21 protein-coding genes and 1 tRNA gene are annotated in these 23,745 nt (G+C 69.3%); 8 read left to right on the top strand and 14 right to left on the bottom strand.

Annotated elements, in window-relative coordinates; translation table 11 throughout:
* Positions 1-104: 104 nt before the first annotated feature.
* Entirely contained in the window at positions 105-1,178 is a 1,074-nt protein-coding gene (locus tag Q8Q85_14445; protein ID MDP3775455.1) for a glycosyltransferase family 9 protein, read from the bottom strand.
* 70 nt (positions 1,179-1,248) lie between these two features.
* On the opposite strand from Q8Q85_14445, the gene Q8Q85_14440 reads away from it, so the two are divergent.
* Positions 1,249-1,473 (top strand): DUF4254 domain-containing protein, encoded by a 225-nt coding sequence (locus tag Q8Q85_14440; protein MDP3775454.1) that lies wholly within the window; start codon positions 1,249-1,251, stop codon positions 1,471-1,473.
* Positions 1,466-1,735: a DUF4254 domain-containing protein gene (locus Q8Q85_14435; GenBank protein MDP3775453.1), complete on the top strand. Its 270-nt coding sequence runs from the start codon at positions 1,466-1,468 to the stop codon at positions 1,733-1,735. Before Q8Q85_14440 ends, Q8Q85_14435 begins: the two co-directional genes overlap by 8 nt.
* Positions 1,736-1,747: 12 nt before the next feature.
* Here the strand turns inward: Q8Q85_14435 and Q8Q85_14430 are convergent, their stop codons facing one another.
* The 4 genes from Q8Q85_14430 to Q8Q85_14415 are packed head-to-tail and all read right to left on the bottom strand — an operon-like array spanning position 1,748 to position 6,795.
* Positions 1,748-2,806, bottom strand: a complete 1,059-nt coding sequence (locus tag Q8Q85_14430; protein MDP3775452.1) for a glycosyltransferase family 9 protein — start codon at positions 2,804-2,806, stop codon at positions 1,748-1,750.
* Positions 2,803-3,573, bottom strand: coding sequence for a lipopolysaccharide kinase InaA family protein (locus tag Q8Q85_14425; GenBank protein MDP3775451.1), 771 nt, complete (start codon positions 3,571-3,573; stop codon positions 2,803-2,805). The genes Q8Q85_14430 and Q8Q85_14425 overlap by 4 nt, the downstream gene beginning before the upstream one ends.
* Complete coding sequence (locus Q8Q85_14420) at positions 3,574-5,205, bottom strand: adenylate/guanylate cyclase domain-containing protein (protein MDP3775450.1); 1,632 nt, start codon at positions 5,203-5,205, stop codon at positions 3,574-3,576. It lies immediately after the preceding gene.
* 51 nt (positions 5,206-5,256) lie between these two features.
* Positions 5,257-6,795, bottom strand: coding sequence for an anthranilate synthase component I family protein (locus Q8Q85_14415; GenBank protein MDP3775449.1), 1,539 nt, complete (start codon positions 6,793-6,795; stop codon positions 5,257-5,259).
* On the opposite strand from Q8Q85_14415, the gene Q8Q85_14410 reads away from it, so the two are divergent.
* From Q8Q85_14410 to Q8Q85_14400, 3 genes are all read left to right on the top strand, one after another.
* Positions 6,784-8,841 carry a hypothetical protein gene (locus Q8Q85_14410; protein MDP3775448.1) on the top strand — a complete coding sequence of 686 codons (2,058 nt, stop codon included), beginning with the start codon at positions 6,784-6,786 and terminating at the stop codon, positions 8,839-8,841. The two genes, Q8Q85_14415 and Q8Q85_14410, sit on opposite strands and share 12 nt — an antisense overlap.
* Before the next feature lie 123 nt (positions 8,842-8,964).
* Positions 8,965-11,274: a type II/IV secretion system protein gene (locus tag Q8Q85_14405; protein MDP3775447.1), complete on the top strand. Its 2,310-nt coding sequence runs from the start codon at positions 8,965-8,967 to the stop codon at positions 11,272-11,274.
* A gap of 16 nt (positions 11,275-11,290) precedes the next feature.
* Positions 11,291-11,758, top strand: a complete 468-nt coding sequence (locus tag Q8Q85_14400) for an NUDIX domain-containing protein (protein MDP3775446.1) — start codon at positions 11,291-11,293, stop codon at positions 11,756-11,758.
* Here Q8Q85_14400 and Q8Q85_14395 read toward each other — a convergent pair.
* The 9 genes from Q8Q85_14395 to dnaK all read right to left on the bottom strand — a co-directional run bounded on the left by Q8Q85_14395 (position 11,755) and on the right by dnaK (position 22,067).
* Positions 11,755-13,788: an ATP-binding protein gene (locus Q8Q85_14395; GenBank protein ID MDP3775445.1), complete on the bottom strand. Its 2,034-nt coding sequence runs from the start codon at positions 13,786-13,788 to the stop codon at positions 11,755-11,757. The genes Q8Q85_14400 and Q8Q85_14395 overlap by 4 nt on opposite strands.
* A 54-nt stretch (positions 13,789-13,842) precedes the next feature.
* Positions 13,843-14,463 carry a hypothetical protein gene (locus Q8Q85_14390; protein MDP3775444.1) on the bottom strand — a complete coding sequence of 207 codons (621 nt, stop codon included), beginning with the start codon at positions 14,461-14,463 and terminating at the stop codon, positions 13,843-13,845.
* Complete coding sequence (gene yihA, locus Q8Q85_14385; protein MDP3775443.1) at positions 14,435-15,046, bottom strand: ribosome biogenesis GTP-binding protein YihA/YsxC; 612 nt, start codon at positions 15,044-15,046, stop codon at positions 14,435-14,437. The genes Q8Q85_14390 and yihA overlap by 29 nt, the downstream gene beginning before the upstream one ends.
* A gap of 1 nt (position 15,047) precedes the next feature.
* Positions 15,048-16,298, bottom strand: a complete 1,251-nt coding sequence (clpX, locus tag Q8Q85_14380) for an ATP-dependent Clp protease ATP-binding subunit ClpX (GenBank protein MDP3775442.1) — start codon at positions 16,296-16,298, stop codon at positions 15,048-15,050.
* 66 nt (positions 16,299-16,364) lie between these two features.
* Positions 16,365-16,982: an ATP-dependent Clp protease proteolytic subunit gene (locus Q8Q85_14375; GenBank protein ID MDP3775441.1), complete on the bottom strand. Its 618-nt coding sequence runs from the start codon at positions 16,980-16,982 to the stop codon at positions 16,365-16,367.
* 32 nt (positions 16,983-17,014) lie between these two features.
* A complete protein-coding gene (tig, locus tag Q8Q85_14370) occupies positions 17,015-18,292 on the bottom strand; it encodes a trigger factor (GenBank protein ID MDP3775440.1) in 1,278 nt (425 codons plus the stop codon).
* A 68-nt stretch (positions 18,293-18,360) separates the two neighbouring features.
* Positions 18,361-18,444: transfer RNA gene (locus Q8Q85_14365), tRNA-Leu, on the bottom strand.
* Positions 18,445-18,534: 90 nt separating this feature from the next.
* Positions 18,535-20,082, bottom strand: a complete 1,548-nt coding sequence (locus Q8Q85_14360) for a Do family serine endopeptidase (protein MDP3775439.1) — start codon at positions 20,080-20,082, stop codon at positions 18,535-18,537.
* Between the two features lie 59 nt (positions 20,083-20,141).
* Positions 20,142-22,067, bottom strand: a complete 1,926-nt coding sequence (gene dnaK, locus Q8Q85_14355; GenBank protein ID MDP3775438.1) for a molecular chaperone DnaK — start codon at positions 22,065-22,067, stop codon at positions 20,142-20,144.
* A 149-nt stretch (positions 22,068-22,216) separates the two neighbouring features.
* Here dnaK and Q8Q85_14350 point away from each other — a divergent pair, with 149 nt between their 5' ends.
* From Q8Q85_14350 to Q8Q85_14340, 3 genes are all read left to right on the top strand, one after another.
* The gene (locus Q8Q85_14350; GenBank protein MDP3775437.1) at positions 22,217-22,969 is read left to right on the top strand and encodes a rhomboid family intramembrane serine protease; all 753 of its coding nucleotides are present in this window, start codon (positions 22,217-22,219) and stop codon (positions 22,967-22,969) included.
* 87 nt (positions 22,970-23,056) lie between these two features.
* Complete coding sequence (locus Q8Q85_14345; protein MDP3775436.1) at positions 23,057-23,329, top strand: EutN/CcmL family microcompartment protein; 273 nt, start codon at positions 23,057-23,059, stop codon at positions 23,327-23,329.
* An 88-nt stretch (positions 23,330-23,417) separates the two neighbouring features.
* The gene (locus tag Q8Q85_14340; protein ID MDP3775435.1) at positions 23,418-23,702 is read left to right on the top strand and encodes a EutN/CcmL family microcompartment protein; all 285 of its coding nucleotides are present in this window, start codon (positions 23,418-23,420) and stop codon (positions 23,700-23,702) included.
* Positions 23,703-23,745: the final 43 nt, after the last annotated feature.

Genomic DNA, 23,745 nt, shown 5'->3' with positions numbered 1-23,745 from the left:
ATGGGGCTGGGGCTTGTCCGGCTCGTGGCGCTGCTGGCCGAAGTGGGGTTGGAGTACAGGTTCGGAGAGTTGGCCGCTAGCCGTTAGACGTTGGCCGTTGGCCGTTAGCCGTTAGCCGTTGGCCGTTGGCCGTTGGCTGTGCCGGCGCGGCGCCAGGGCGGAGCGGGGGCGTAGCGGGCCAGTCCCAGCCTGACCTTTTCGATGACTTCGCGCGCCGTGATGCGGGCCATGCGCCCCGTCCGATAGGCGCGCGCGGCCCGGTAGTCCTCTCCCGGATCCCCATACGCATCCACCAACAGTTCGCCGAACCTGCGGTACGGACCAGCCCGCTTCGGATTGGTGTAGCCGTACAGCCCGACGACCGGCACTTCCATCGCCACGGCCATGTGCAACGGCCCGGTATCGGGCGCGACGACGATATCGCACGCTTCCAGCAACGCGAGCAGCACGCGCAGGCCGGAGCCCAGCGCGTTGATCGGCTCGGCGGTGGTACCCGCGAGGATGGCCTGCGCGGTCGCGACTTCGTACCCTGAGGTCGCACCCAGGAGAACGCAGCGCGCGCCGCACTCGGCGCGGAGCGCGCCGGCCACCTCGGCCCAGCGCTCGGTCACCCAGCACCGGTCGGGGCCCGTGCTTGCAAGGACGAGCCCCACCAGCGGCCCGTCGGCGCCGCCGATCATGGACCGAGCCTGAGCACGCTCTTCGGGGGTCGGCGCGAGCTTCCACTCCACGGGCTCGGCCGGGATCCCGAGCGCCGTGACGAACTCGAGGAACTCGTCCTGCACGTGCCCGGGGACGCGAGGGGGGATCCGGCGGTTCGTGAACAGCCAGTTGAAGTCGTGCGCGCGGGCCCGGTCGTAGCCGAGGCGGACCGGCGCGGGTGTGAGCGCGGTGAGGATGCCCGCCTTGAGATACGACTGGAGGCCCAGCACCAGGTCGAAGCGCCGTCCGCGCATGGCGCGCCGGTAGTCCAGGAAGGCGCGCCAGCCGCGCGCGCGCTCGAAGAGCACGATCTCGTCGATCGCGGGGTGGCCGCGAACCAGCGCGGCGGGCCCGGGCTGGAGCGCCCACGTGATGCGGGTCGCCGGGTCGTGTCGCTTGAGTGCGTTGACGACCGGGAGCACGCGAACTGCGTCGCCCAAGGCGGTGAGCATCACGATGCAGACGTGGCGCGGCAACGTTAAGTTCTAGCAGCGGCCGGGCGGATGGTCCGCGCCGGCGACCCGATGCTCTCTCCCGGATCCTGCGATGGTCGACACGATCGGCACCCTGATTGCGCGGTTGGCACAGACGAATATCGAGTTGTGGCACGAAGAGGACAAGGCGCGTGTCGAGGACGACCATCAGGTGGCGGCCGCGAAGCGTCGCATCGACGAGCTCAACCAGCAGCGTAACGATCTGATCGAGCGGATCGACGCCGAGGTGCTGAGCCTGGCGCTGGCGTCGCGCCGGTCGGGGTCGGCGCGTGGCTGAAACGGTGGGCTGGCTGGCCGACAAGCTCAGCATCGTCGAGCTGAAGATCTACCACATGCGCGAGCAGGCGGCGCGCGCCGACGCCGCCCCGGATTTCCGCGCCCGCTGCCTGGAGCGCGTGGGGGTGCTGGAAACCCAGCGCGACGACCTCGCCGCGGAGCTCTCGGCGCTCCTGGCCGACGTCAGCGCCGGGCGCGTCGTCCCCATGGTCTATCGTCAGTTCAAGATGTACAACGACCCGCAGTACCGCGCCCCGGTCTGACGCTGGCGCGGCTCACGCCTCCGCGGATCCGCGCCAAGTCGGGCCGTAGCAGGAGCGCCACACCTCGGCTTTCTCGAGCACGTCGCGCACGGTGATGCGGCCCATGCGCCCGGGCCGCTTCTGCATGGAGATCGGATAGTCCTCACCGGGCTCCCCGTAGGCGTCGAGCTGCAGATCGCCGAAGCGCCGGTATGGTCCGGTGCGCTTCGGGTTCCAGTGCCCCAGGAGGCCGATGACCGGGCGCTCCAAGGCTACCGCGAGGTGCAGCGGTGCCGTGTTCACGGACACGACGAGCGCCGAAGCGTCGAGCACACCGACCAGATCCCGCAACGGGATGCCGAGCGTGGATCGCGGCGGGCGCGCGGCGCGAGCGCCGATCGCGGCCTCGGTCGCGAGTTCGCGGGGCGAGCGGCCGCCCACCAGCACCGGCTCCAGCCCGAAGTCGCGGTCCAGCGCCACCGCCACATCCGCCCAGCGGTCGGGCAGCCACTCGCGCTCCCGATCGCTGCTGCCGATGGCGAGCGCCACTGCGGGACGGTCGAGCGTCGACGTGAATCTCCGCTGCGCGTCGCGCTCCCGGGGCCAGGGTCCCAGGTCCCACCGTACGGGCTCGCGCGGCACACCGAGCGCATCCAGGAACTCGAAGTACTGGTCCTGCACGTGCTGTGGCCGGTGCGGGGGGATGCGATGGGTCGTGAAGAGCCAATTGAGGTCGCGCGCGCGCGCCCGGTCGAAGCCGAGCTTGACCGGAGCCCGGGTCAGGGCCGTCACGATGCCGCCCTTGATGGCCACCTGGAGCGAGAGCACGAGGTCGAACGGGTCGCGCAACCGCCGCCGCACGTCGCGATAGGCCCGCCAGCCGCGGGACTTCTCGAACAGGACGATCTCATCCACGGCGGGGTGCCCGCGCACTAGCGCCGCGGGCCCCGGCTGCAGTACCCAGGTGATGCGACAGGTTGGCGTGTGACGCTTGAGGGCGGTGACGACGGGCAGGGCGTGCACGGCGTCACCGATGGCGCTCATCATCACGACGCACACGCGGCCGCCGGTCCAGGCGGGGAAAGCGCTCACCCTCCGGCGCCCCCGGCGTAGGCCGATTCGAACGTGGCGCGGTCAGTTGCCGTGAGCCGGTTGCCGTACCTTCGGTTCCACTTTTCCCAGCTCCGATAAAAACGCTCGAGATTCCGCCGCCGCGCGCCTTGGTCGCGGGGAAGGCTGGCACGGCAGGTGTCCACGTCAAGCAGCCACGCCTCCGGCGGCGCCGAGTCGGCGCCGGTCACCAGGAGGTTGCGGAGCTGGAGGTCGGGATGAACGAACCCGGCGTCGTGCAGCCGCCGGATGAGGTACCCGACGACCTGGAACAGCGCGGTCCGCGCGGGGCCCTCTGGTGGCCGCTCGCCGAAGCATCGCGACGCGAGGTCAACTCCGGCCACTCGGGCGGTGGCGACGTCCGCGCGGTAGCCGACGCCGGCCCGATAGGCGACGCCGGCAAGGACCGACGGCGTGGGGACGGCTGCCGCGGCGAGGCGCAGGGACAGGTCGAGCTCGTGGAAGAACCGCGGCGTACCGGTGAACCAGTCCTCGGAGAAGAGCGCCGGCACGCCGCCCCGGCGGGCGTGCCGCACCACCACGTCCACCGCGCCGAGGCGTACGGCGTACGTTGCTCCGCGGCCATGGAAGACGTCGCGATCGGGATGGGATCGGGCCCAGGCGTAGAGCGAGGTTTCGGCGCGGAGTGCCTCACGGACGGCGGCCGCGACGTCGTCGCGGGCCGCCGCGAAGCCGCCGTCGAAGGTCCACGAGTCGTAGCCGGGTGGGAGCGCGGGAATCGCGCGCAATCAGAACTTGGCGAGGTAGTTGGGGACCGGCTGCGCCTTGTTCTTGACCTTGATCGGCTCGCGGGCCTCGACCTCGGGCGGGAACTTGAGCCGCTTGAAGAACGGCTCGGAGATCATGATCTCGCCCTTGCCCGCGTTGGAGCAGAGCCGCGAGGCGGTGTTCACGGCATCGCCGAGGACGGTGTACTCGAGCCGCTGCTCGCTGCCGATGTTGCCGGCGAAGACCAGGCCGAAGTTGATGCCGATGCCGATCGCGATGTGCGGCTTCCCGGTGGCTTCCCAGTGCTGGTTGAGCTCGACGAGCTTGCGCTGCATGTCGATCGCGGCCCGCATCGCCTTGTCGGCGTCCTCCTCGCTGCCGAAGGGCGCGCCCCACAGCGCCATGATCGCGTCGCCTATGAACTTGTCCAGCGTCCCCTCGTGCCGGAAGATGATCTCCACCATCTCGGTGAAGTACTCCCGCAACATGAGGGCGACGTCGTCCGGGTCCATTTTCTCGGACATCGAAGTGAAGCCGCGGATGTCGGAGAACAGGATCACCACGTCCCGCTTCTGGCCGCCGAGCTTCACCTCTTCGCCGTGCTCGGCGATCGTCTTGGCCAGGTCGGGCGAGAAGTAACGCTGGAAGTTGGAGAGGACCAGCGCCTCGCGCCGGATCCGGTCCGACAGTTGGCCGTTCTCGATGGCGACCGAGGCCACGCCGGAGAAGGCGATGAGGAAGTCGAGGTCTTCGCTGTTGAACGCGTGCGTGGCGGTGAGATTGTCCACGTAGAGGAGGCCCAGCACCTGGCCGGCGGACGACATCAGCGGCGCGCCCATCGCCGACCGCACGCTCTGCATCAGGATGGACTTGCCCTTGAACCGCTCGTCCTCGGCGGCGTTGTCGGTGAGTATGGCCACGCGCTCGTTCACCGCCTGCGACACGATGGACTTGGGGACGTGCCGCGCCGAGGCGTATCCCTCGCCGAGCCGGCTCTTCGAGATCCGCGGCAGCAGCTCCTCCGCGCCGGCCTCCTTGAGAAGGATAGAGACGCGGTCGACCGGCATGACCTGGAACGTGAAGTCCACGACGGTCTCCAGCAGCTTGTCCACGTCCTGCTGGCGGGAAAGCGCCTTGGAGATCTCCAGCAGCAGCTCGAGTTTCTTGGCGCTCTTGGCAGCCTCGACGGTGGCGAGGCCTTCGGCCGGTGTCTCCATCGAGACGCGCTTGATGCCCGCCAGCCCGAGGTTGCCCTCGCCGCTGATCGGGAGCTGGCGCACGATCGTCGCGCCGGCCGACTTGGGAGGCTGGAAGTCGCGCGTGCCGCCGCCGGCGGGCTTGGCCGGCTGAGCGGCCGCCTTGGCGACCTCGCGAACGTAGAACGACACCTTGCCGAACATCACGACGTCGTTCGGCGTGGCTACGGCTTCGGTGATCTTGCTGCCGTTCAGGAAGGTGCCGTTCGACGAGCCCAGATCCTTGATCTGGACGCCGCCGTTGCTGGCGGTGACCTGGGCGTGCTGGCGGGAGATCGTGGGGTCGTAGATGGGCACGTCGCTATTGACGGCCCTGCCTACGATCAGGGTAACGCCAGGCTTTACATCGACGGTTTGGTCGCCAGAGGTGCTGACGAGCTTGAAGGCGTCTGCCATGCGTTGGGGACTCCCGGACCGAAATAATATGGCCAGCCCGGGCGGGGGGCGCTAGCGCCTCCGGACCGGTTCGCGGCAGGCGAGCGCGACGGCCCGCAGGGCCGCCCGGGCTTTGGCCTCGGTTTCGGCCAGTTCGCGCTCCGGCACCGAGTCGGCGACGATGCCGGCGCCCGCCTGGACGAGCACCCGGTCCCGCTGGACCACGCAGGTTCGGATGGCGATCGCGGTATCGAGGTTGCGCGCGCCCCAACCGATGTAACCCACGGCTCCGGCGTAGGGTCCCCGGCGCGTGGGCTCGAGGCCGTCGATGATCTCCATCGCGCGGACCTTGGGAGCACCGGTGACGGTCCCGGCCGGGAAGCATGCCTTCAGGACGTCTATCCCGTCCTTTCCCGCGGGCAGCACGCCGCGAACCTCGGAGACGAGGTGCTGCACGTGAGCGTAGCGCTCGATCGCCATCAGCTCGTGGAGTCGTACCGACCCGAACTCCGCCACCCTTCCGACGTCGTTGCGGCCGAGGTCCACCAGCATGAGGTGTTCAGCCCGCTCCTTGGGGTCCGCCGCCAGCTCCGCGGCGAGCGCCTCGTCCTCCTGTGGGGTCGAGCCGCGCGGCCTCGTGCCGGCTATGGGCCGCAGCGTGACGTCGCGCTCCTCGACCCGCACCAGAACCTCGGGCGAGCTGCCAACGATGGCAAGCTCGTCCAGCGCCAGGTAGTAGAGGTACGGCGCCGGGTTGAGCGCGCGGAGGTACCGGTACAGCAGCAGCGGGTCCACGGCGCCGGCGACGTCCACCCGGCGCGAGAGCACGCCCTGGAATATGTCGCCTGCCGCGATGTACGCCTTGACCCGCTCGACGTCGCGCAGGAACTGGTCGTCGGGATAGGGGCTGGAGCCCTCGGCGGGCGGCAGGCCGTCGTCCAGAGCCAGCACCCCGAGAGTGCCGGGCGCGTCCAGCCTGCTCATCCAGTCCGCGATGCGGGCCTCGGCGCGGTCGAACGCGGTTTCGCGGGCCCTCGGCGACGCGCCCCGCGGCACCTCGACGTTCACCACGATCCTGGCGCGTCCGTACAGGTTGTCGAGGATCAAGACCGTGTCGGCGACGACGAAGAGCGCGTCCGGCAGACCTTCGTCCGCCGCCGCACCTCCCGGCAGCCGTTCGAGCGTGCGCACCACGTCGTACCCGAAGAACCCGATCGCGCCTCCGAAGAAGCGCGGCAGGTCCGGCTCCGGCGCGGCTCCGAGCGACCGCATGCGATCGCCGAGGTGGCCGATCGGGTCGGCGGTCGAGCCGGTCGCCGCCCAGCCCCCCTCCGGCGTCCACCGCTCGACGTTCCCGCCGCGGTAGCGCCAGGCCTCGCGAGGCTCGGTGCCGAGGAAGGTGTAGCGTGCCCAGCGCTCCCCGCCCACGGCCGACTCGAGCAGGAAGGCGAACGGCCCGCGCGCGATCTTGGCCAGCACCGCGACCGGCTGGTCCGCGTCGAGTATGCATTCGCGGACCACGGGCACGATGCCTCCAGCCGCCGCGCGCTCCACCCACCGCTGCTTGTTCGCCGCCCCGCCGGACGGCGATATTGAGGCATGAAGCGTCACGCCGCGCGTTCCTTCCTCGGGCTGTCCTTGCTCGCGATCGCCGCGCATCGCCCGCTGGCTGCCCAGGCCTGGGACAGCCCCACGTCGCGGGCGCTGGTGGCGCGCGCGATCGCAAGGCGCGCGGCGACGCTCGCCGACACGGGCCTCTCCGACTTCAGTGCCCGCGCCCACGGTTTCGTCTTCTTCCTCGGTCAGATCGGGGAGGGCCTTTCGGAGCCGCCGCGGCTGATCAAGGCCGACCAGCTGGAACTGGAAGTGTACTGGAGGGCGCCGAACCGGAGCAAGCAGCGGATCATCGGGTGGCGGGACCGGAAGGACCTACCCACCGACATCAACTACCACCGCGACCACCTCGGCATCGTCCTGAACAACTTCGCCGACCGCATCCGGTTGGGTGAGGGCGACGAGGTGCGCGACGTTCCGCATCCGCTGTCCGGGAACGGACCAGAGCTGTACGAGTTCGCGCTGGTCGACTCCCTGGCCGTCCAGCTCCCCGATCGCGAGATACGCGTTTACGAGCTGCGGGTGCGGCCGCGCGATTTTCGTTCGCCGCGCATCGTGGGGTCCGTCTTCCTCGACGTCGCGCTGGGCGATCTGGTGCGCATGACGTTCAACTTCACGCGCTCGTCGTACCTCGACAGCCAGCTCGAGGACATCTCGGTGGTGATCGAGAACAGCCTGTGGGGCGGGCGGTTCTGGCTTCCCCTGCGACAGGAGATCGAGATCCGGAGGCGCGCCACGTGGCTCGACTTCCCGGCGCGCGGCATCATTCGGGGGCGCTTCGAGATCGACGGGTACCGCTTCAATCAGGGGCTCGCCGACTCGCTCTTCCGCGCGGGAAGCGAGATCGTCGTCGCTCCTCCAGGAGTGCGCGACGCCTTCCCATGGCGCGATTCGCTGGGCGAGGAGATCCGCGAGATCGCGCGGCCGGCGCGGCTCGCCGATTTCGCCGCGGTGCGGGCGGAAGCCACCGCCATAGCGATGGGCCACGCGCTGAGCGGGCTCCGCCGGACCCAGCTCGCGGGCTCGGCGATCTCGGATTTCGTCCACGTGAACCGGGTGGAGGGACTCGCCGTGGGCGTGGGTGGCACCCTGCGCGCCGACGACGAGGCGACCGAGCTGCGCCTGCACGCCGGAGCTGCGACCGCGACGCGTCTTTTCACCGGAGCGGTCACGCTCGTCGTGAGACACGGCCCATACGTGTGGCGTATCGGGGCCAGCCGCGAGGTCCGGGACCTCGGCGACACGCCGGTCATCTCGGGCGCGATGAACTCAGTGCTGGCGCAGGAGGCGGGCGCCGATTACGGCGACTACTACCTCGCGGGAGGCGGTGAAGCGAGCGTGACGCGGGCTGTGACCGGCCGCACGGCGCTGCGGCTCGCGGTCGGCTACGATCGGATCGATTCGCTCGCCATGTCCGCAACTTGGTCGCGGGGCGCTTACCGCCCGAACCTCGGGGTGGCCGAAGGGGAGTGGACCTACGCCAGGCTGGGGCTGCGGCGACAGTCGCACTCCTTCGCCACTGTTAGCGAGCTGTCGGGCCGGGCCGAGGTCGAAGGCGGCTCCGGACCGCAGGACTACGTCCGTGCTTTCGGCGAGCTGCGCTGGCGCGTGCCGGCGGGCAGCGGCTGGCTGCTGGTCCGGGCCAGCGGGGGAGCCGCGACCCGGGACCTGCCACCGCACCGGGTGTGGGTGCTGGGCGGACGCGGCACCCTCCTCGGTGAGCCGTTCCGCGCCCGGTCCGGCAAGCGTGCCGCCTGGACGGCCGTCGAGTGGCAGCTGCCGGTCAACATCCCCGAGATCCCGCTGGGCTCGTTTGCGGGCACCGGGCGGACCTTGACGGTGGCGCCGTTCGTGGCGCTGGGGTGGGTGGACGGCCGGATGCCTGGATCCCCCCGCACTCCGTCGCGCGGGGTCGAGCCGTCGGTGGGCCTCGGCTTCGGCTGGCTCCACGACTTGGTAAGGGTGGACGTAGGGTATGGGGTGAGGAGCGGCCGCTTTGCGGGTGCCCTGGACGTCAGCCGGGACTTTTGGGACATCCTCTAGGCTGCGCGTACCTCTTGTCGGTGCCCTGGAAACTTTACGTTCGGCGCCGCCGCGCGGTATACTGTGTGGACTTGCGGGATGAGAGCAGCCTTGGAGCAGACCAGGTAGCCTGAAAGCGATCGAATGGCCGAGCGGGTTTTCCCAGACGAGTGGTTGCTTCCGACCATCGCGGCGATACTGCCTCCGGAGGTGGTCGCCGAGCTCCGCGCGCTGGCTGGGCCCACCGCCAGCCTGTGGGACGCCGCGACATCGAAAGGCAAGGCGACGGACGACCAGATCCTCGCGTCGCTCTCCGCCAGGACCCGCCTCAAGATCGCCGACCTCAGCAAGCCCGACTCCCGCGTCAAGGAGATCATCCCTGAGGCGGTGGCCCGTCGCTACCGGATAGCCCCGCTGCGGGCGACCGATTCCTTCCTCGAGGTGGCGACGGCGCATCCCTTCGATCTGGACGCCGAGAAGGCACTGGCGTTCGCGACGGGTCGCGAGGTGCGCCCGCTGTTGGCCGCTCCCTCACGGATCGCCGCGTTCACCGACGACCTGTACCGCCCCGTGAACGTGATAGAGAAGCTGCTGGAGGGCATGGAGGGCACTGCCGACGTCCAGCAGCTGGAAGACGTGGCGCCGGCCGATGAGCTGCAGATCAGCGCCGAGGAGGCGTCGCAGCGGCCGGTCGTCCGCCTGGTGGACCTCATCCTCTCGGAGGGCATCCTCTCCCGCGCGAGCGACATACACATCGAGCCCGAGGAGGGAGGCTTCGCGGTCAGGTACCGCATCGACGGCGTGCTGCGGCAGGTGATGAAGATCCCGCGGGCGGCGGGGTTCCCGCTGGTCTCGCGCATCAAGATCATCTCCAACCTGGACATCGCGGACCGCCTGCGTCCGCAGGACGGCCGGGCCCGCGTCGCAGTGAACGGCGTCCCGGTGGACCTCCGCGTTTCAACGCTTCCGGCGTCGCACGGCGAGAAGGTCGTGATCCGCGTGCTCGACTCGCGGTCCACGGCCCTCTCGCTCGATTCGCTGGGCCTCAACCCAGACGAGATGTCCGCTTTCACGGCGCTGCTCGCGCACCATGAGGGCATCATCCTCGTGACCGGCCCCACCGGCTCGGGCAAGACGACCACGCTCTACTCCGCGCTCCGCAGCATCCAGACGGGGAAGACCAACATCGTCACGGTCGAGGACCCGGTCGAGTATCGGATCCAGGGGATCGTTCAGGTGCAGGTGCACGAGAAGGCAGGATTGACCTTCGCGAGCGCGCTGCGCTCGATCCTGCGGCAGGACCCCGACGTGGTGCTCGTCGGCGAGATCCGCGACCTGGAGACGGCACAGATCGCGCTGCAGGCGTCGCTCACCGGCCACCTGGTGCTGTCCACGCTGCACACCAACGACGCCGCCAGCACGGTGACGCGCCTCGTGGACATCGGGATGGAGCCGTACAAGATCGCCGCGTCGCTGCGCGGCGTCCTGGCTCAGCGGCTGATGCGCAAACTGTGCTCCACCTGCAAGGAGGTGGCGGTCGAGGCGATCCCGGAGCGGATGCACCTCTACCTGCCCTCGGGGACGCCGCTCTATCGCGCGGTCGGGTGCCCCGACTGCGCGATGACGGGCTTCCGGGGCCGCTTCTCCATCGTCGAGGTGATGACGATCACGCCGGACGTGGAGCGCCTCATCGGCGCCGGAGCGCTGGCGGACAAGATCCTGGAGGGGGCGCGCGCAGGCGGCATGAGGAGCTTGTTCGAGAGCGGGATCGCGCACGTGATGCGCGGCGAGTCGAGCCTCGACGAGCTGATGCGGGTCGTGGACGTGCCCTTCGAGGGGAGCGGAGTCAGCGAGTCCGCGTCGTCCGCCACGATGGAAGCCGCCACGATGGAAGCCGCCGCGGAGGCGCCGGCGCCCCGGCGAGGCTCGGTGGAGATCCTGCGGATGTCTGTCCCGCGGATCCCGGGCCTGGGGGCGGTCGAGGAAGAGCCTGGGCTGGCCGCGAGACCGGACTACACCTCCGAGGCCTTCCAGCTTCTCGACAGCATCGGCAAGGCGCCGAGGGTACAGCACCTTCAGAAGAAGGTGCTGCTGGTGGACGACGAGGACCAGTTGAGACGGGTGATGAAGGACCTGCTGGAGCGCGACGGCTATATCGTGGCCGAGGCGCGCGACGGCGTGCAGGCGCTCGACCAGGTGGACCGCTTCGGACCCGACGTCATCGTCCTCGACCTCAACCTGCCGGGGCTGGACGGATACGGGGTGTTGGCGCACCTCCGGTCGCGCCCCGCCACGGCGAACGTGCCGGTGGTGGTGCTGACGGCGAAGGGCGACGAGGACAACGAGGTGCGCGTCTTCGAACTCGGCGCCGACGACTTCCTCACCAAGCCGTTCCGCGCCCGCGCCCTCTCGGCCCGGCTGGACGTCGTGCTGAATCGGCGCCGCAGGGCCTGACTTTCCCATCCAATTCATGACCGACGTCCGCGTCCTCATCGTGGACGTGTACGTGCTGCGCCGGGCCGGCGCCGGCGTCCAGGTGCTCTGCCTGCGCCGCGCGGAAGGCCAGCGTTGTGCGGGCACGTGGGAGACGGTGCACGGGCACATCGCCCAGGGCGAGCATCCGGTGGATGCGGCGCTGCGCGAGCTGCGGGAGGAGACCGGGTTCGTGCCGGAGCGGCTCTACAACGCCAGCCGTGTGGAGGCGTTCTATCTTCACATCCGAGACACGGTGGCGCTGATACCGGTGTTCTGCGCGGTGGTCGGCGCGGAAGCGAGGCCGGTGACTTCGGCCGAGCACGATCGCGCGGAATGGGTGGGCGTCGAGGAGGCGGAAAGGCGTTTCGCGTGGCCTCGCGAGCGCCGCGCTCTGGCCGACGTGCTGGTGCTCCTGGGCGGCGGCGATGCGGGACCGGTGGACGACGTGCTTCGGGTACGCTAGGCCGTACCCGCCGCCTCCCAGACGGCGGCCGCCGCGGCTCGGAGGTCGCGCAGGTTGAACGGCTTCCTCAGCACGCGCGAAGCTGCGGTCTCGTCGCGGTCCGTGCCGGAGATTGATCGCCGCCCCTGGGAGGTCGAGACGATCACCCGCGTAGCCCACGCCGGTCGGAGCTTCCGGAGCGCGTCGACGAACGGCTCGCCGCCCGCGGCAATCCGGCGATCGCTGATCACGAGGTCGTAGTCGGCCGACCCCACCAGCCCGAGCGCCGCCGCGCCGTCCGCGGCGGCGTCCACGTGATGTCCTTCGCGAGTGAAGAGGGCGGTCACGAGCCGCTGCACCGCCGGGTCGTCGTCTACCACCAGTATGCGCCGCGCCGGCCCGGACACCGCCGTCACCACGGGCGGGCCGCTGCGCCGCGAAGCGGCGGTTACGCTCGCGCCCGGCGCCGCGCACGGCAGGGCCAGGAGGAAGCTCGCCCCCTCCCCGGGCCGCGGGTCCACGCTCAGCGTGCCGCCGTGCGCCTCGGCCACGCCGTACGAGAGGAACAGGCCCAGTCCCGTGCCCTCACCCGGCGGCTTGGTCGTGAAGAACGGATCGAAGATGTGCGACGCCGCCTCCGGCGCGATCCCCGGCCCGGAGTCGGTTATGCGCAGCGTCACCCGGTCCCCTTCCGCCTCGGCCACGACCTCGATCCGGCGCGGCCGCCCGTCAGGCAGCGTGGCGAGCGCCTGCCCGGCATTCTGCAGCAGATTGAGCGCCACCTGCTGGAGCTGGTCGCGATTGCCCACTACCGGCGGCAGGTCCGCAGGGAAGGTGGTATCGACCGCGATGCCGCGCTGCTTCATCTCGTAGTCCATCAGCTGCACGGTCCGCTGCACCACCTCCCCGAGGTCGAGCGGCGCCCGCTCCGAAGGAGCCTTGCGTGCGAACGAAAGCAGGTTGCGCACGATGCGGCTGGCCCGTTCGGCCTGGTCGTTGATCACGCGAAGGTGCTCGCGCTCGTGCTCGCCCCCGGGCGGCTGCTCCAGGAGGAACTCCGACAGCCCCGCGATCGACGTCAGCGGATTGTTGAGTTCGTGGGCCACGCCGGATACCAGAGTGCCTACCGCCGCCATCTTCTCGCTCTGGATGAGCTGCGCCTCGAGCGCCTTCTGCTCGGTGACGTCCTCGACGACCACGACCGCCGCGGCCTCGGCGGCGGGGCCGGCGACCGGCGCCGCCACGACGCGGAGCGTACGCCCCAGGCTCTCGGAGCGCCGGACTATCGGCGCCGGGCGCTCACCCCGATTGGCGGCGCTCAGCAACTCGGCCAGCGTCAGGTGCTCGTGGAAGAGGATGTGGCAGAGGTGGCTGCCCACCACCGCGCGTATCGGCTGGCGGGCGATCTCGGCGAACGCACCGTTGGCTCGGCGGACTCGCCCCTCGCGGTCCACCAGGGCGATGCCGTCGGCCAGCGCGTCGAAGGTCGCCTCCCACTGCTCCTTGCCGCGCCGGATCAGCTCGAAGAAGCGCGCGTTGGCGAGCACCGCCGCTGCGTGCGACGCCACCGTGGACAGGAGCCTCGCATCCTCGTCGGTGAACCCGCCGGAACGCTTGTTCATCACGACCACGGCGCCGGTGGTGACGCCATGCGCGCGCAGGGGCGCGACGACCGCCGAGCGCGCTCGTTCCGGCCCGCACAGCAGTACGCCGTCGTCGCGGTCGGTGTTGCGCCACTCGAGGCGCTCGTGGCCGATTGCCTCGGAAACGAGGCTGTCGGCCTCGACGTCGAGCGCGCGGCCTAGACAGTGGGCCAGTGCGCCCTCGGCCGCCAGGACCTCGAGCGTGTGGCCGTCCTCCCCGGTGAGCAGCACGGCGGCGCCGCCGGCGTCGCTGGCGCGCATGGCGTAGCTCGCCACCTCCCCCACCACGCGGTCGAGTTGGAGTGACGCGGAGAGGATGTGCGTCAGCTCCTGGACCGACGACAGCTCGACGAGCCGGCGCGCCAACTCGTCCGCCAGCCGGTCGCGCTCCGCAATGAGCGCCGTCACGTCGTCGGCGCGGCGATCCGGTTCGCGATCGGGCGGGGGCGCGAAACGCTCCGGCTAGGGTTGTGGCGGCTGGGTTGCGGCGCGGGATCGCACGCGAGTGCGCTCGCCGTCGAGGACCCGCAGCGTGCCCGCCCACGCGTCCGAGCTGCGGTCGCCGTAGAACACCGTGAAGGGACGCATCACCACGACGCCCGGCTCGAAGAGGTAGATGGCGATCGCCTGTTGGCGCTGGTCGAGCTGGTACTCACTCCACCGCGCCGTCAGCGGGACGATGCCGATGGGGCGGAAGAAGGTGTTCTGGCTCGATACGTACAACTGGTCGGGATTGAACCGCACCTGGGGCTGGAGGGCGAAGTACGTCACCACGAAGATGACGGCGCTGTCGTGCCCCGCGGCGCGCGCCGCCGCGGCGATGTCCGCAGCCCGGCTCTGCACCAGCTCGTGGAGGGAGCGGTAGGCGTCGGAAGCCAGGAGGCGGATGATGCGCTCATCGAGCGGCAGCGTCCGCACCGCCAGGTTCTCGGTGGTTATGCGGACGCCCACCTGGTCCTGGCGCAGGGTACCGAAGCCGGCGGGGGGAACGTCGGTGCTGTCCTGGGCCACGCCGGCGGCCGGCGCGCACGCCATCGCCAGGCCCAGCGCCGGTTCAACCCAGGAACGCAAGAACCGCTTCACGGAGCTCCTCGGCACCCTCGCGGGTGCGCGCACTGGTGAGCAGGAAATCCTTCCCGTCCATGCCGATCGCCGCGCCGATCGCGGTGGCGCGCCCCGCCCGCTTCGCGCGCCCCACCTGGTCCGCCTTGGTGAGCACCACGAGCGTCGGCACAGCCCGCGTTACCAGGCGGGCGCGGAGGTCGCGGTCGTCCGGCGACGGGTCCCGACGAATATCGAGCAGCCAGATCACCGCTGCCAGGGAGGGACGCTCGGCCAGGTATCGCTCGACCAGGCGGCGCCAGGCGGTGCGCTCGGCCTGACCCACCTTCGCCCATCCGTACCCCGGAACGTCCACCAGGTAGCAACGGCCGCCCCAGCCGAAGACGTTCAACGCGCGGGTCTTCCCGGGGGTCCGGCTGGCCCGGGCGAGCGAGCGCCGGCCGACCAGCAGATTGAGCAGCGACGACTTGCCTACGTTCGACCGTCCCACCAGGGCGATCTCGGGTAGCGGCGCACCCGGGATCGGCGCATCGGCACGGGTCAACGACGTGAGGTACTCGCTCAGCAAAAGCCCCCTCTGGGAGGGGGCCTCGGTCCGCGTCACGTCACGCCTCTTTCTTGGCCCGCGGTCGCTCCGTGACCAGCAGCGGCTGGCGGCCCTCGGCGATGCACTCCTTGGTGATCACCACCTCGCTCACGTCTTCGCGGCCGGGCAGGTCGAACATGATGTCGGTCATCACCCTCTCCAGGATCGCGCGCAAGCCGCGCGCCCCGGCCCCGCGGCCGATGGCTTTGGAAGCCACCGCGCGGAGCGCCTCCTGGTCGAAGGTGAGCCGCACTTCCTCCAATTCGAACAGCTTCCGGTACTGCTTGGTGAGCGCGTTCTTCGGCTCCACCAGGATGCGGACCAGCGAGTCCTCGTCGAGCGACTCGAGCGCGACCACCACCGGCAGCCGGCCGATCAGCTCCGGGATCAGCCCGTAGCGCAGCAGATCGTCCGGCTCGACCTCTCCGTACGGATTGTGCTTCGACTTCTCGGGGACGCCGAGCTCGACCTCTTCCTTCGTGAACCCGATCCGCCGCCGCCCCGTCCGAGACTCGATGATCTTGTCGAGCCCGTCGAACGCACCGCCGCAGATGAAGAGGATATCCTTGGTGTTGATCTGGATGTATTCCTGCTGCGGGTGCTTGCGGCCCCCCTGCGGCGGCACCGACGCCACCGTGCCCTCGAGGATCTTGAGCAGGGCCTGCTGCACGCCCTCGCCGGAGACGTCGCGCGTGATGCTGGGGTTCTCGCTCTTTCGCGCGATCTTGTCGATCTCGTCGATGTAGACGATGCCGCGCTCGCACTCGGCGACGTTGAAGTCGCCCGCCTGCAGCAGCCGCACCAGGATGTTCTCGACGTCCTCACCGACGTAACCCGCCTCGGTGAGCGTGGTCGCGTCCGCGATCGTGAACGGCACGTCCAGCATCCGCGCCAGCGTCTGGGCCAGGAGCGTCTTGCCGACGCCGGTGGGGCCGATCAGCAGGATGTTCGACTTCTCGAGCTCGACCTCGCCGTCCTTGAGCGACTGCGAGTTGATGCGCTTGTAGTGGTTGTAGACGGCGACCGAGATGGCCTTCTTCGCGCTCTCCTGGCCGATGACGTACTGGTCCAGGATCTCCTTGATCTCGACCGGGGTCGGGACCTGGGTGATCGCCTCGGCGACCTCCCGCTCCTCGTCCTCAGCCAGGATCTCGTTGCAGAGGGCGATACACTCGTTGCAAATGTAGACCGACGGTCCGGAGATGAATTTCCGGACCGCATCCTTCGACTTGCCGCAGAAGGAGCAGCGTAAGTGCCGGTCGTTGGTCATGATAGGTCGTGGGCGGTTCGGCCGCCCTCGCAATAGTAGGGGACGGCCGACGCGCCAGTCAAGAAGCTAGACTTTCTTGCCATCCGGCGCGGGGAAGGCGCCGGGGGCCAGGACGTGGTCGATGATGCCGTAGGCCTTGGCCTCCTCGGCCGACATGAACCGGTCCCGGTCCATGTCCTTCTCGATCTGCTCGATCGTCTGGCCGGTGTGCTTGGCGTACAGGTCGTTGAGCTTCCCGCGCAGGTAAAGGATCTCCCGCGCCTGGATCTCGATGTCCGCGGCGGTGCCCTGAGTCCCGCCCGACGGCTGGTGCATCATGATCCGGCAGTGGGGCAGGGCGGAACGCTTCCCCTTGCGGCCGGCCGCGAGGAGGAAGGAGCCCATCGAGGCGGCCATTCCCATGCAGATCGTGTTCACCGGAGCGCTGATGTGCTGCATGGTGTCGTAGATCGCCATGCCCGACGAGACCAGGCCGCCCGGGGAGTTCAGGTACACGTAGATGTCCTTGTCCGGGCTGTCCGCCTGCAGGAAGAGCAGCTGGGCGATGATGATGTTCGACACGTCGTCGTTGATCGGGACGCCCAGGAAGATGATGCGGTCCATGAGGAGCCGGGAGAAGATGTCGTAGGTGCGTTCGCCCCGGCTGGAGCGTTCGATGATGTAAGGCGGATAGAGCGTCGACATACGACTCACGGGTCTGGGGTTCGGCTCGCTTCTCAGCGGGCGATGGGCGCGTCTTCCACGGTCGACAGACCGAGGAGGTGCGCGAAGACCTTTTCTTCGGTGAGCGAGCGCTCGAGCTCGCGCAGGCGGCCGGCTTTCTCGAGCGCCGCCTTCACGGCGTGCGGCGGCTCGCCCCGCCGCGCCGCGATCTCGGCTAGGCGGGTCTCGAGGTCGTCCTGCGTGGCGGCCAGGCCTAGCTTCTCGGCCGCGGCGTCCACGATCAGCTCGCGGCGAACCCCCGACTCGGCGACCGGCCGGAACTCGGACGCGAAGCGGTCGCGCTGTTCCTCCGGGACCTCGTACGCGGCCAGGTAGGCGCGCAGCGTGCGCTCGAGCAGCGACGGCGGGACGGCGATGTTGTTGGCCGCGGCTATCTGGTCGACCAGCTCTCCGCGCAGCCGCGCCTCGGCGTCGCGGCGCGCGTCGGCCTCGAGATCGCCACGCACGGCGGTCCGCAGCGCTGCCACCGAATCGAAGTCGCCCAGCTCGCGGGCGAAGTCGTCGGTCAGCTCGGGCAGGGACTGGCGCTTCACCTCGTACAGCGTCACCCGGACGCGCCGGCTCTGGCCGCGCTTGGCTTCGTCGGGATGGTCATCCGGGAAACGCAACGTGCCTTCCCAGGCGGCCTCCACGTCCAGCTCCATCAAGTGCGCCTCGAGGTCCGGGAGCGCGCGTCCCTGGCCCAGCACGAAACGGACCGGGTCCGGAGCCGATGCCTCGGCCTCGTCGAGGTTCACGATCGTCGCCTGCACCAGGTCGCCGGGCTTGGCCTTGCCGTCGGCCGGTACCCAGGGCGCCCTCTGCTCGCGCAGCGCCAGGAGCTGCGCGTCCACCGTTTCTTCCGCGACGGCGGTGACACGGCGCGTCAGGTGGAAGCCCCCAGGCCGGTCGAGCGCGATGTCGGGCCTCACGTCCACGCGCAGCTCGAACGTGAGCGGCGCACCCTCCTCGAACTTCAGGTTGTGGATGTGCGGCTCACCAATAGCCTTGAGCGATTCCCGGGTCCGGGCCTGCTCCCAGCTCGCGCGCAGCAGGTCCTCGAGCACCGATTGCCGGATCGCGTCCCCGTACCGGCGGCGGACCACCGGTGCGGGCACGTGCCCCTTCCGGAAGCCCGGCACCTTGGCGCGTTTGCCGTACCACGCCGTGGTCTCATCCTCGGCCGCGCGCACCCGCTCGGCGGGGACGGTCACCGTGAAGGTGCGGCTCGCCGCATCCCTCTTCTCTACGGTGATCTCGATCTCGTTCTTGACGGTTGCTGCCTCGGTCAAACTGGTCTCCTGTCTCCTGTTAGCTGCTTGCTGTCTGCAACTCTGCAACTCTGCAACTCTTGGTGAGGTGCGAAAGGGGGGACTCGAACCCCCACGGGGTCACCCCCACGGGCTCCTAAGGCCCGCGCGTCTGCCGATTCCGCCACTCTCGCGCGTACCCTTAAAGATAACCCGCGGGGAAGGAGACGACGAGCGCCCGCCGGGGGCGGGCGCTCGTGGATCCACGATGAACCGGCCGCTGCTTACCGGCGCGAGCGAACGCGCACTATCCGGGCCTGGCCCGACTGGAGATTGAACACGCGGAGCTGCACGACTTCTCCGCGACCCACCGCGCGGACCGCCCGCTGGAACTCCTCGGGAGTACGCACCCGCGCCTGATTCACCCATAGGATGAGCTCGGGCCCACCCTCGTCCGGGGCGGCGATCCGCCGCCATGACGGGCCGCCTTCTTCTACGTCGGAGACGAGCACGCCGCGCTGGTCCTCGGAGAGGCGGGCCTGTCGGATCGCCTCGGCCGGCAACACCTCGACCTGGATGCCGAGCCGGCCTTCCATCTCGGAGGGAGCCGCCTTCCCGCGGGGAGCTTCGGCGCGCGCGACCACCTGGCTGTCGGGCTCCGCGGCCGCGAGGCGCACCTCGAACGTCCGGCGCTCCCCACGCTGCCGCACTACCGTCACGCGCACCGTCTCGCCGGGGCGGCGGAAGCCGACCATCTGCTGGAGCTGGCCCACGTGGTCCACAGTCGTGTCGTTGAGCGCCACGATGACGTCGCCCGGCTGGATGCCCGCGCTTCGTGCGGGCGAGCTGCGGTCCGGGAACTCGTTGACGACCACCCCGCGGACGTTCTGGAGCCCGACGTAGTCGGCGTCCTCGGGAGTGATCTCTCGGATGCTGATGCCCAGGATGGCCCGGGTGACGTGACCCGTGGCGATGAGGTCGTCCATGACGTGGCGGGCGAGGTTGATCGGGATCGCGAAGCCGTAGCCGGAATACAGCCCCGTCTGCGAGGCGATCGCGCTGTTGATGCCGACCACGTTGCCCTGGAGGTCGATCAGCGGCCCGCCGGAGTTGCCGGGGTTGATGGCCGCGTCGGTCTGGATGAAGTCCTGGATCGTGTACCGCTGGTCCGGATCGCGCAGCCCGTCGAGCGTCCGGCCCTTGGCGCTGATGATCCCCGCGGTCACCGTGAAGGTGAAGCCGAGCGGGTTCCCGATCGCGAGCACCCAGTCACCGATGCGCACCTGCTCCGAGTTGCCGAACGTCGCGGCGGGCAGGCGGGTCGCGTCGATCTTGATCACCGCCACGTCGGTGTTGGCGTCCCGGCCCACCAGGCGGGCCGGGAACTGCCGGTTGTCGAACAGCGTGACGTAGATGTGGTCGGCGTCAGCCACCACGTGGTTGTTGGTCAGGATGTAGCCGTCCGGGGATACGATGAACCCGCTCCCCGACCCCTCGCGGACGCGCGGCTCCGGCTGCTGGAAGCGCCGGAAGAAGTCGTCGAACTCCGGCGGGACGTTCCGCGGCCGCGCCGCCTGCGCCGGAGCTCGGCGGTCGGTGCGCACGTACACCACGGAAGGCTTCGCCCGCTCGATGACGTCGGCGAAGCTGGGCAGCGCCCCGATCGCGCCACGGGCGGCCGGCGCGGCCTGCACGTTGGCTACCGACCGCTCACGCGCCTGCGCCACGCCCGGCCGGGGCAGATCCAGCGCCGACGCGAAGGCGAGTCCCAGCGCGAAAGCCACGCCGATGATGCCGGAAAGCTTCAGAAGATCTCGGCCCCTGGACGACATAGTGCTTCCGATCCTGCGTTGAGGTTCGTCAACTATACCCCGGCCGGCGGCCGGGGTTCTCAGGACGACTTCGAATCGTCCACGATCTCGTAATCGGCTTCGACCACGTCTTCCTTCTTGGCCTCGGCGCCGGCTGCAGCGCCGGCCTCCCCCTCCGGGGGCGGAGTCGTGCCGGAAGCGGCCTGCGCCTGCGAGTAAAGCGAGCGCCCGGCCTCGCCGTAGACGGCCTCAAGCTCCTCCGTAGCAGTCTTGATGCCGGCGGCGTCGCCGGTGCGCAGCGCCGACTTCGCGCCCTCCACCGCCTTCTCCAGCCGCTCCTTCATCGCCGGCTCCAGCTTGTCCGACCACTCCTTGGCGTTCTTCTCGACGTCGTAGACCTTCCCGTCGAGCCGGTTCCGGGTCTCGATCGCCTCGCGACGCGCCTTGTCTTCCGTGGCGTGTGCCTCGGCGTCCTTCACCATCCTGTCGATGTCCTTGTCAGCCAGGCCCGAACTGGCCTCGATGCGGATCTTCTGCTCCTTGCCGGTGGCCTTGTCCTTCGCGGACACGTGCAGGATGCCGTTGGCGTCGATGTCGAAACCAACCTCGACCTGCGGCATTCCGCGCGGGGCCGGCGGGATCCCGGTGAGCTGGAACTTGCCGATGGTGCGGTTGTCCACCGCCATCTCACGCTCGCCCTGGAGCACGTGGATCTCGACTGTCGTCTGGTTGTCGTCGGCGGTCGAGAACACCTCCGAGCGCTTGGTCGGGATCGTGGTGTTCCGCTGGATCAGCACTGTGGTCACGCCGCCCAAGGTCTCGATGCCCAAGGACAGCGGGGTCACGTCGAGGAGCAAGACGTCCTTCACCTCGCCGCCCAGCACCCCGCCCTGGATGGCCGCGCCGATGGCGACCACCTCGTCCGGGTTCACGCCCTTGTGCGGGTCCTTGCCGAAGAAGCCCTTCACGATCTCCTGGACCTTGGGCATGCGGGTCTGCCCGCCGACCAGGATCACTTCGTCGATCTGCTCGGGCTTCAGGTTCGCGTCCGCCAGCGCCTTCTTCATCGGTTCGAGCGTGCGCTGGACGAGGTCGTCCACCAGCTGCTCGAGCTTGGAGCGCGTCAGCGAGAGGTTCAGGTGCTTCGGCCCCGACTGGTCGGCGGTGATGAACGGGAGGTTGATCTCCGTCTGCATGACCGTCGAGAGCTCGCACTTGGCCTTCTCCGCGGCCTCCTTGAGGCGCTGGAGCGCCATCGGGTCCTTCGAGAGATCGATGCCCTGGTCGCGCTTGAACTCGGCCACCAGCCAGTCGATCACGCGCTGGTCGAAGTCGTCGCCGCCCAGGTGCGTGTCGCCGTTGGTGGACTTCACCTCGAACACGCCTTCGGCCAGCTCGAGGACCGAGATGTCGTAGGTGCCGCCGCCCAGGTCGTAGACCGCGATCTTCTCTTCCTTCTTCTTGTCGAGGCCGTAGGCGAGCGCGGATGCCGTGGGCTCGTTGATGATCCTGACTACGTCGAGGCCCGCGATCTTCCCCGCGTCCTTGGTGGCCTGGCGCTGCGCATCGTTGAAGTAGGCCGGCACGGTGATGACGGCCTTCTCGACCTTGTGGCCGAGGTAGTCCTCCGCGGTCTGGCGCAGCTTCTGGAGGATCATCGCGGAGATCTCGGGCGGCGTGTACGTCTTGCCGCCGATCTCGACCGAGATGAGGTCGTTCTGACCGGCGCGCACCTTGTAGGGGATGCGCTTCATCTCTTCCGTGACCTCGCCGGTGCGGCGGCCCATGAAGCGCTTGATCGAGAAGATGGTGTTGAGCGGGTTGGTGACGGCCTGGCGTTTGGCAACCTGGCCCACCAGCCGCTCGCCGTCCTTCGTGAAGGCCACGACCGAGGGCGTGGTGCGGCCGCCCTCCGCGTTCGGAATGACGACCGGATCGCCGCCTTCCATCACAGCGACCACCGAGTTCGTCGTGCCGAGGTCGATACCGATGATCTTCTCCGCCATGTCGAAGCTCCGAACGCTAGGGTAATGGATGCGGTAATCCCCAAGAGCGTCGCGGAGCAAGCCGTATGCCGCACCTAACCCTGCCAAAATCTGCCAGAACGACAGCTGCTGTTCGTTGACAGGCCCGGTTGGCGGGTTAGGTTGGGCAGGTGTTTCCTTACCGCGACGAGAACAAGACCGAGCGGACGCCGGTCATCACCTTCGTTATCATCGGACTCAACGTACTCGCCTGGGTACTGGTGCAGGGGGCGGGCGCGGGCTCGCCGCTCGTGAAGTCGGTCTGCGACTTGGGGCTGATCCCCGGGGAGTTGACTCTGATCGCCGAGCCAGGCGCCAGCTTCGAGATGGGCCGAGGGGTATTCTGTAGGGTCGGTCCGGGGCGGCAGTTGAGTCATGTCTTCACGTCGATGTTCCTGCACGGGTCGTGGATGCACTTGCTCGGCAACATGTGGTTCTTCTGGATCTTCGGGAACAACGTCGAGGACTCGATGGGGCGGCCGCGCTTCGCCCTGTTCTATCTGCTCTCCGGGATCGGCGCGGCGGCGATGCAGGTCGGGTTGGGTCCAGGATCGGTCGTGCCGATGGTCGGGGCGTCGGGTGCGATCAGCGGCATCATGGGGGCATACGTTGTCCTCTATCCCAGGGTTCGTGTCTTCACCCTGGTGCCGATCGGCTTTTTCCTCACCACTATCGCGTTGCCGGCGTGGGTCATGCTCGGCTACTGGATGCTGCTGCAGCTGCTGGGCACGCTGGGTGCCGGCGACGGGGGTGGCGTGGCGTTCGGGGCGCACCTCGGCGGGTTCGTGGTCGGGGCGGCGCTGATCAAGCTGTTCGCGCGGCCGGACTACGTGGCGGCTCGGCAGGTGCACAAGTGGCGGCCGCAGCGGATGGGGTGGCGGTGATCAGCGGGCACAGGGGCACAGGGGCACAGCGGCACGGAAGGGACGCCGCCTGTGCGCCTGTGCGCCTGTGCCCCTGTGCCCGCTGACATGTACCTCGCCAGGATCATCGGCCGCGTGGTCTCCACCGCGAAGCAGGACACGCTGCAAGGGATTCCGTTGCAGTGGCTCCAGCCGGTGGATGCTTCTGGCAAGGAACGCGGCGGGCCGGTGGTCGCGGCCGACACGTTCGGGCTGGGCCCGGGCGAGCTGTGCTACTACATCACGGCGCGAGAGGCATCGATTGCTTTGTGGAAGCTCGACGTCGCTGTTGACGCCGCGGTGGTGGGTAAGGTTGACAGGTTGGACATTCATGGGGAGTGAACGGGGAGCGGGGAGCGGGGAGCGGTACCAGCGGTGGCGCACCCCAGGGTACCGCTCCCCCAGGAACCGCTCCCCTCTTGGAGGCTGAGTGTACCTTGGCACCGTGGTCGGCGATGTTGTTTCCACGCACAAGAATGAACGGCTCGAAGGGAAGAAGCTGCTGCTGGTGCGGCGGCTTTCCCTCGACCTGAAGCCTGAGGGCACGGAAGTCATCTGCCTCGACGTGGTGGACGCGGGCGTGGGTGACAAGGTGCTCGTGGTGCAGGAGGGTTCGTCGGCGCGGAAGATCTTCGACGATCAATGGATACCCGTGCAGGCGGTGATAGTGGGCGTGCTGGATCGAGTGGACATACGCGGGAGGCAGGTCCTGTGACCGAGGCTGAGCTCAATGCGCTGGCGGATGAGATCGTAGCCCG

It is taken from the genome of Gemmatimonadales bacterium (assembly GCA_030697825.1).
Classification (GTDB): domain Bacteria; phylum Gemmatimonadota; class Gemmatimonadetes; order Gemmatimonadales; family JACORV01; genus JACORV01.
This window is presented reverse-complemented; position numbering and strand designations above follow the sequence as displayed.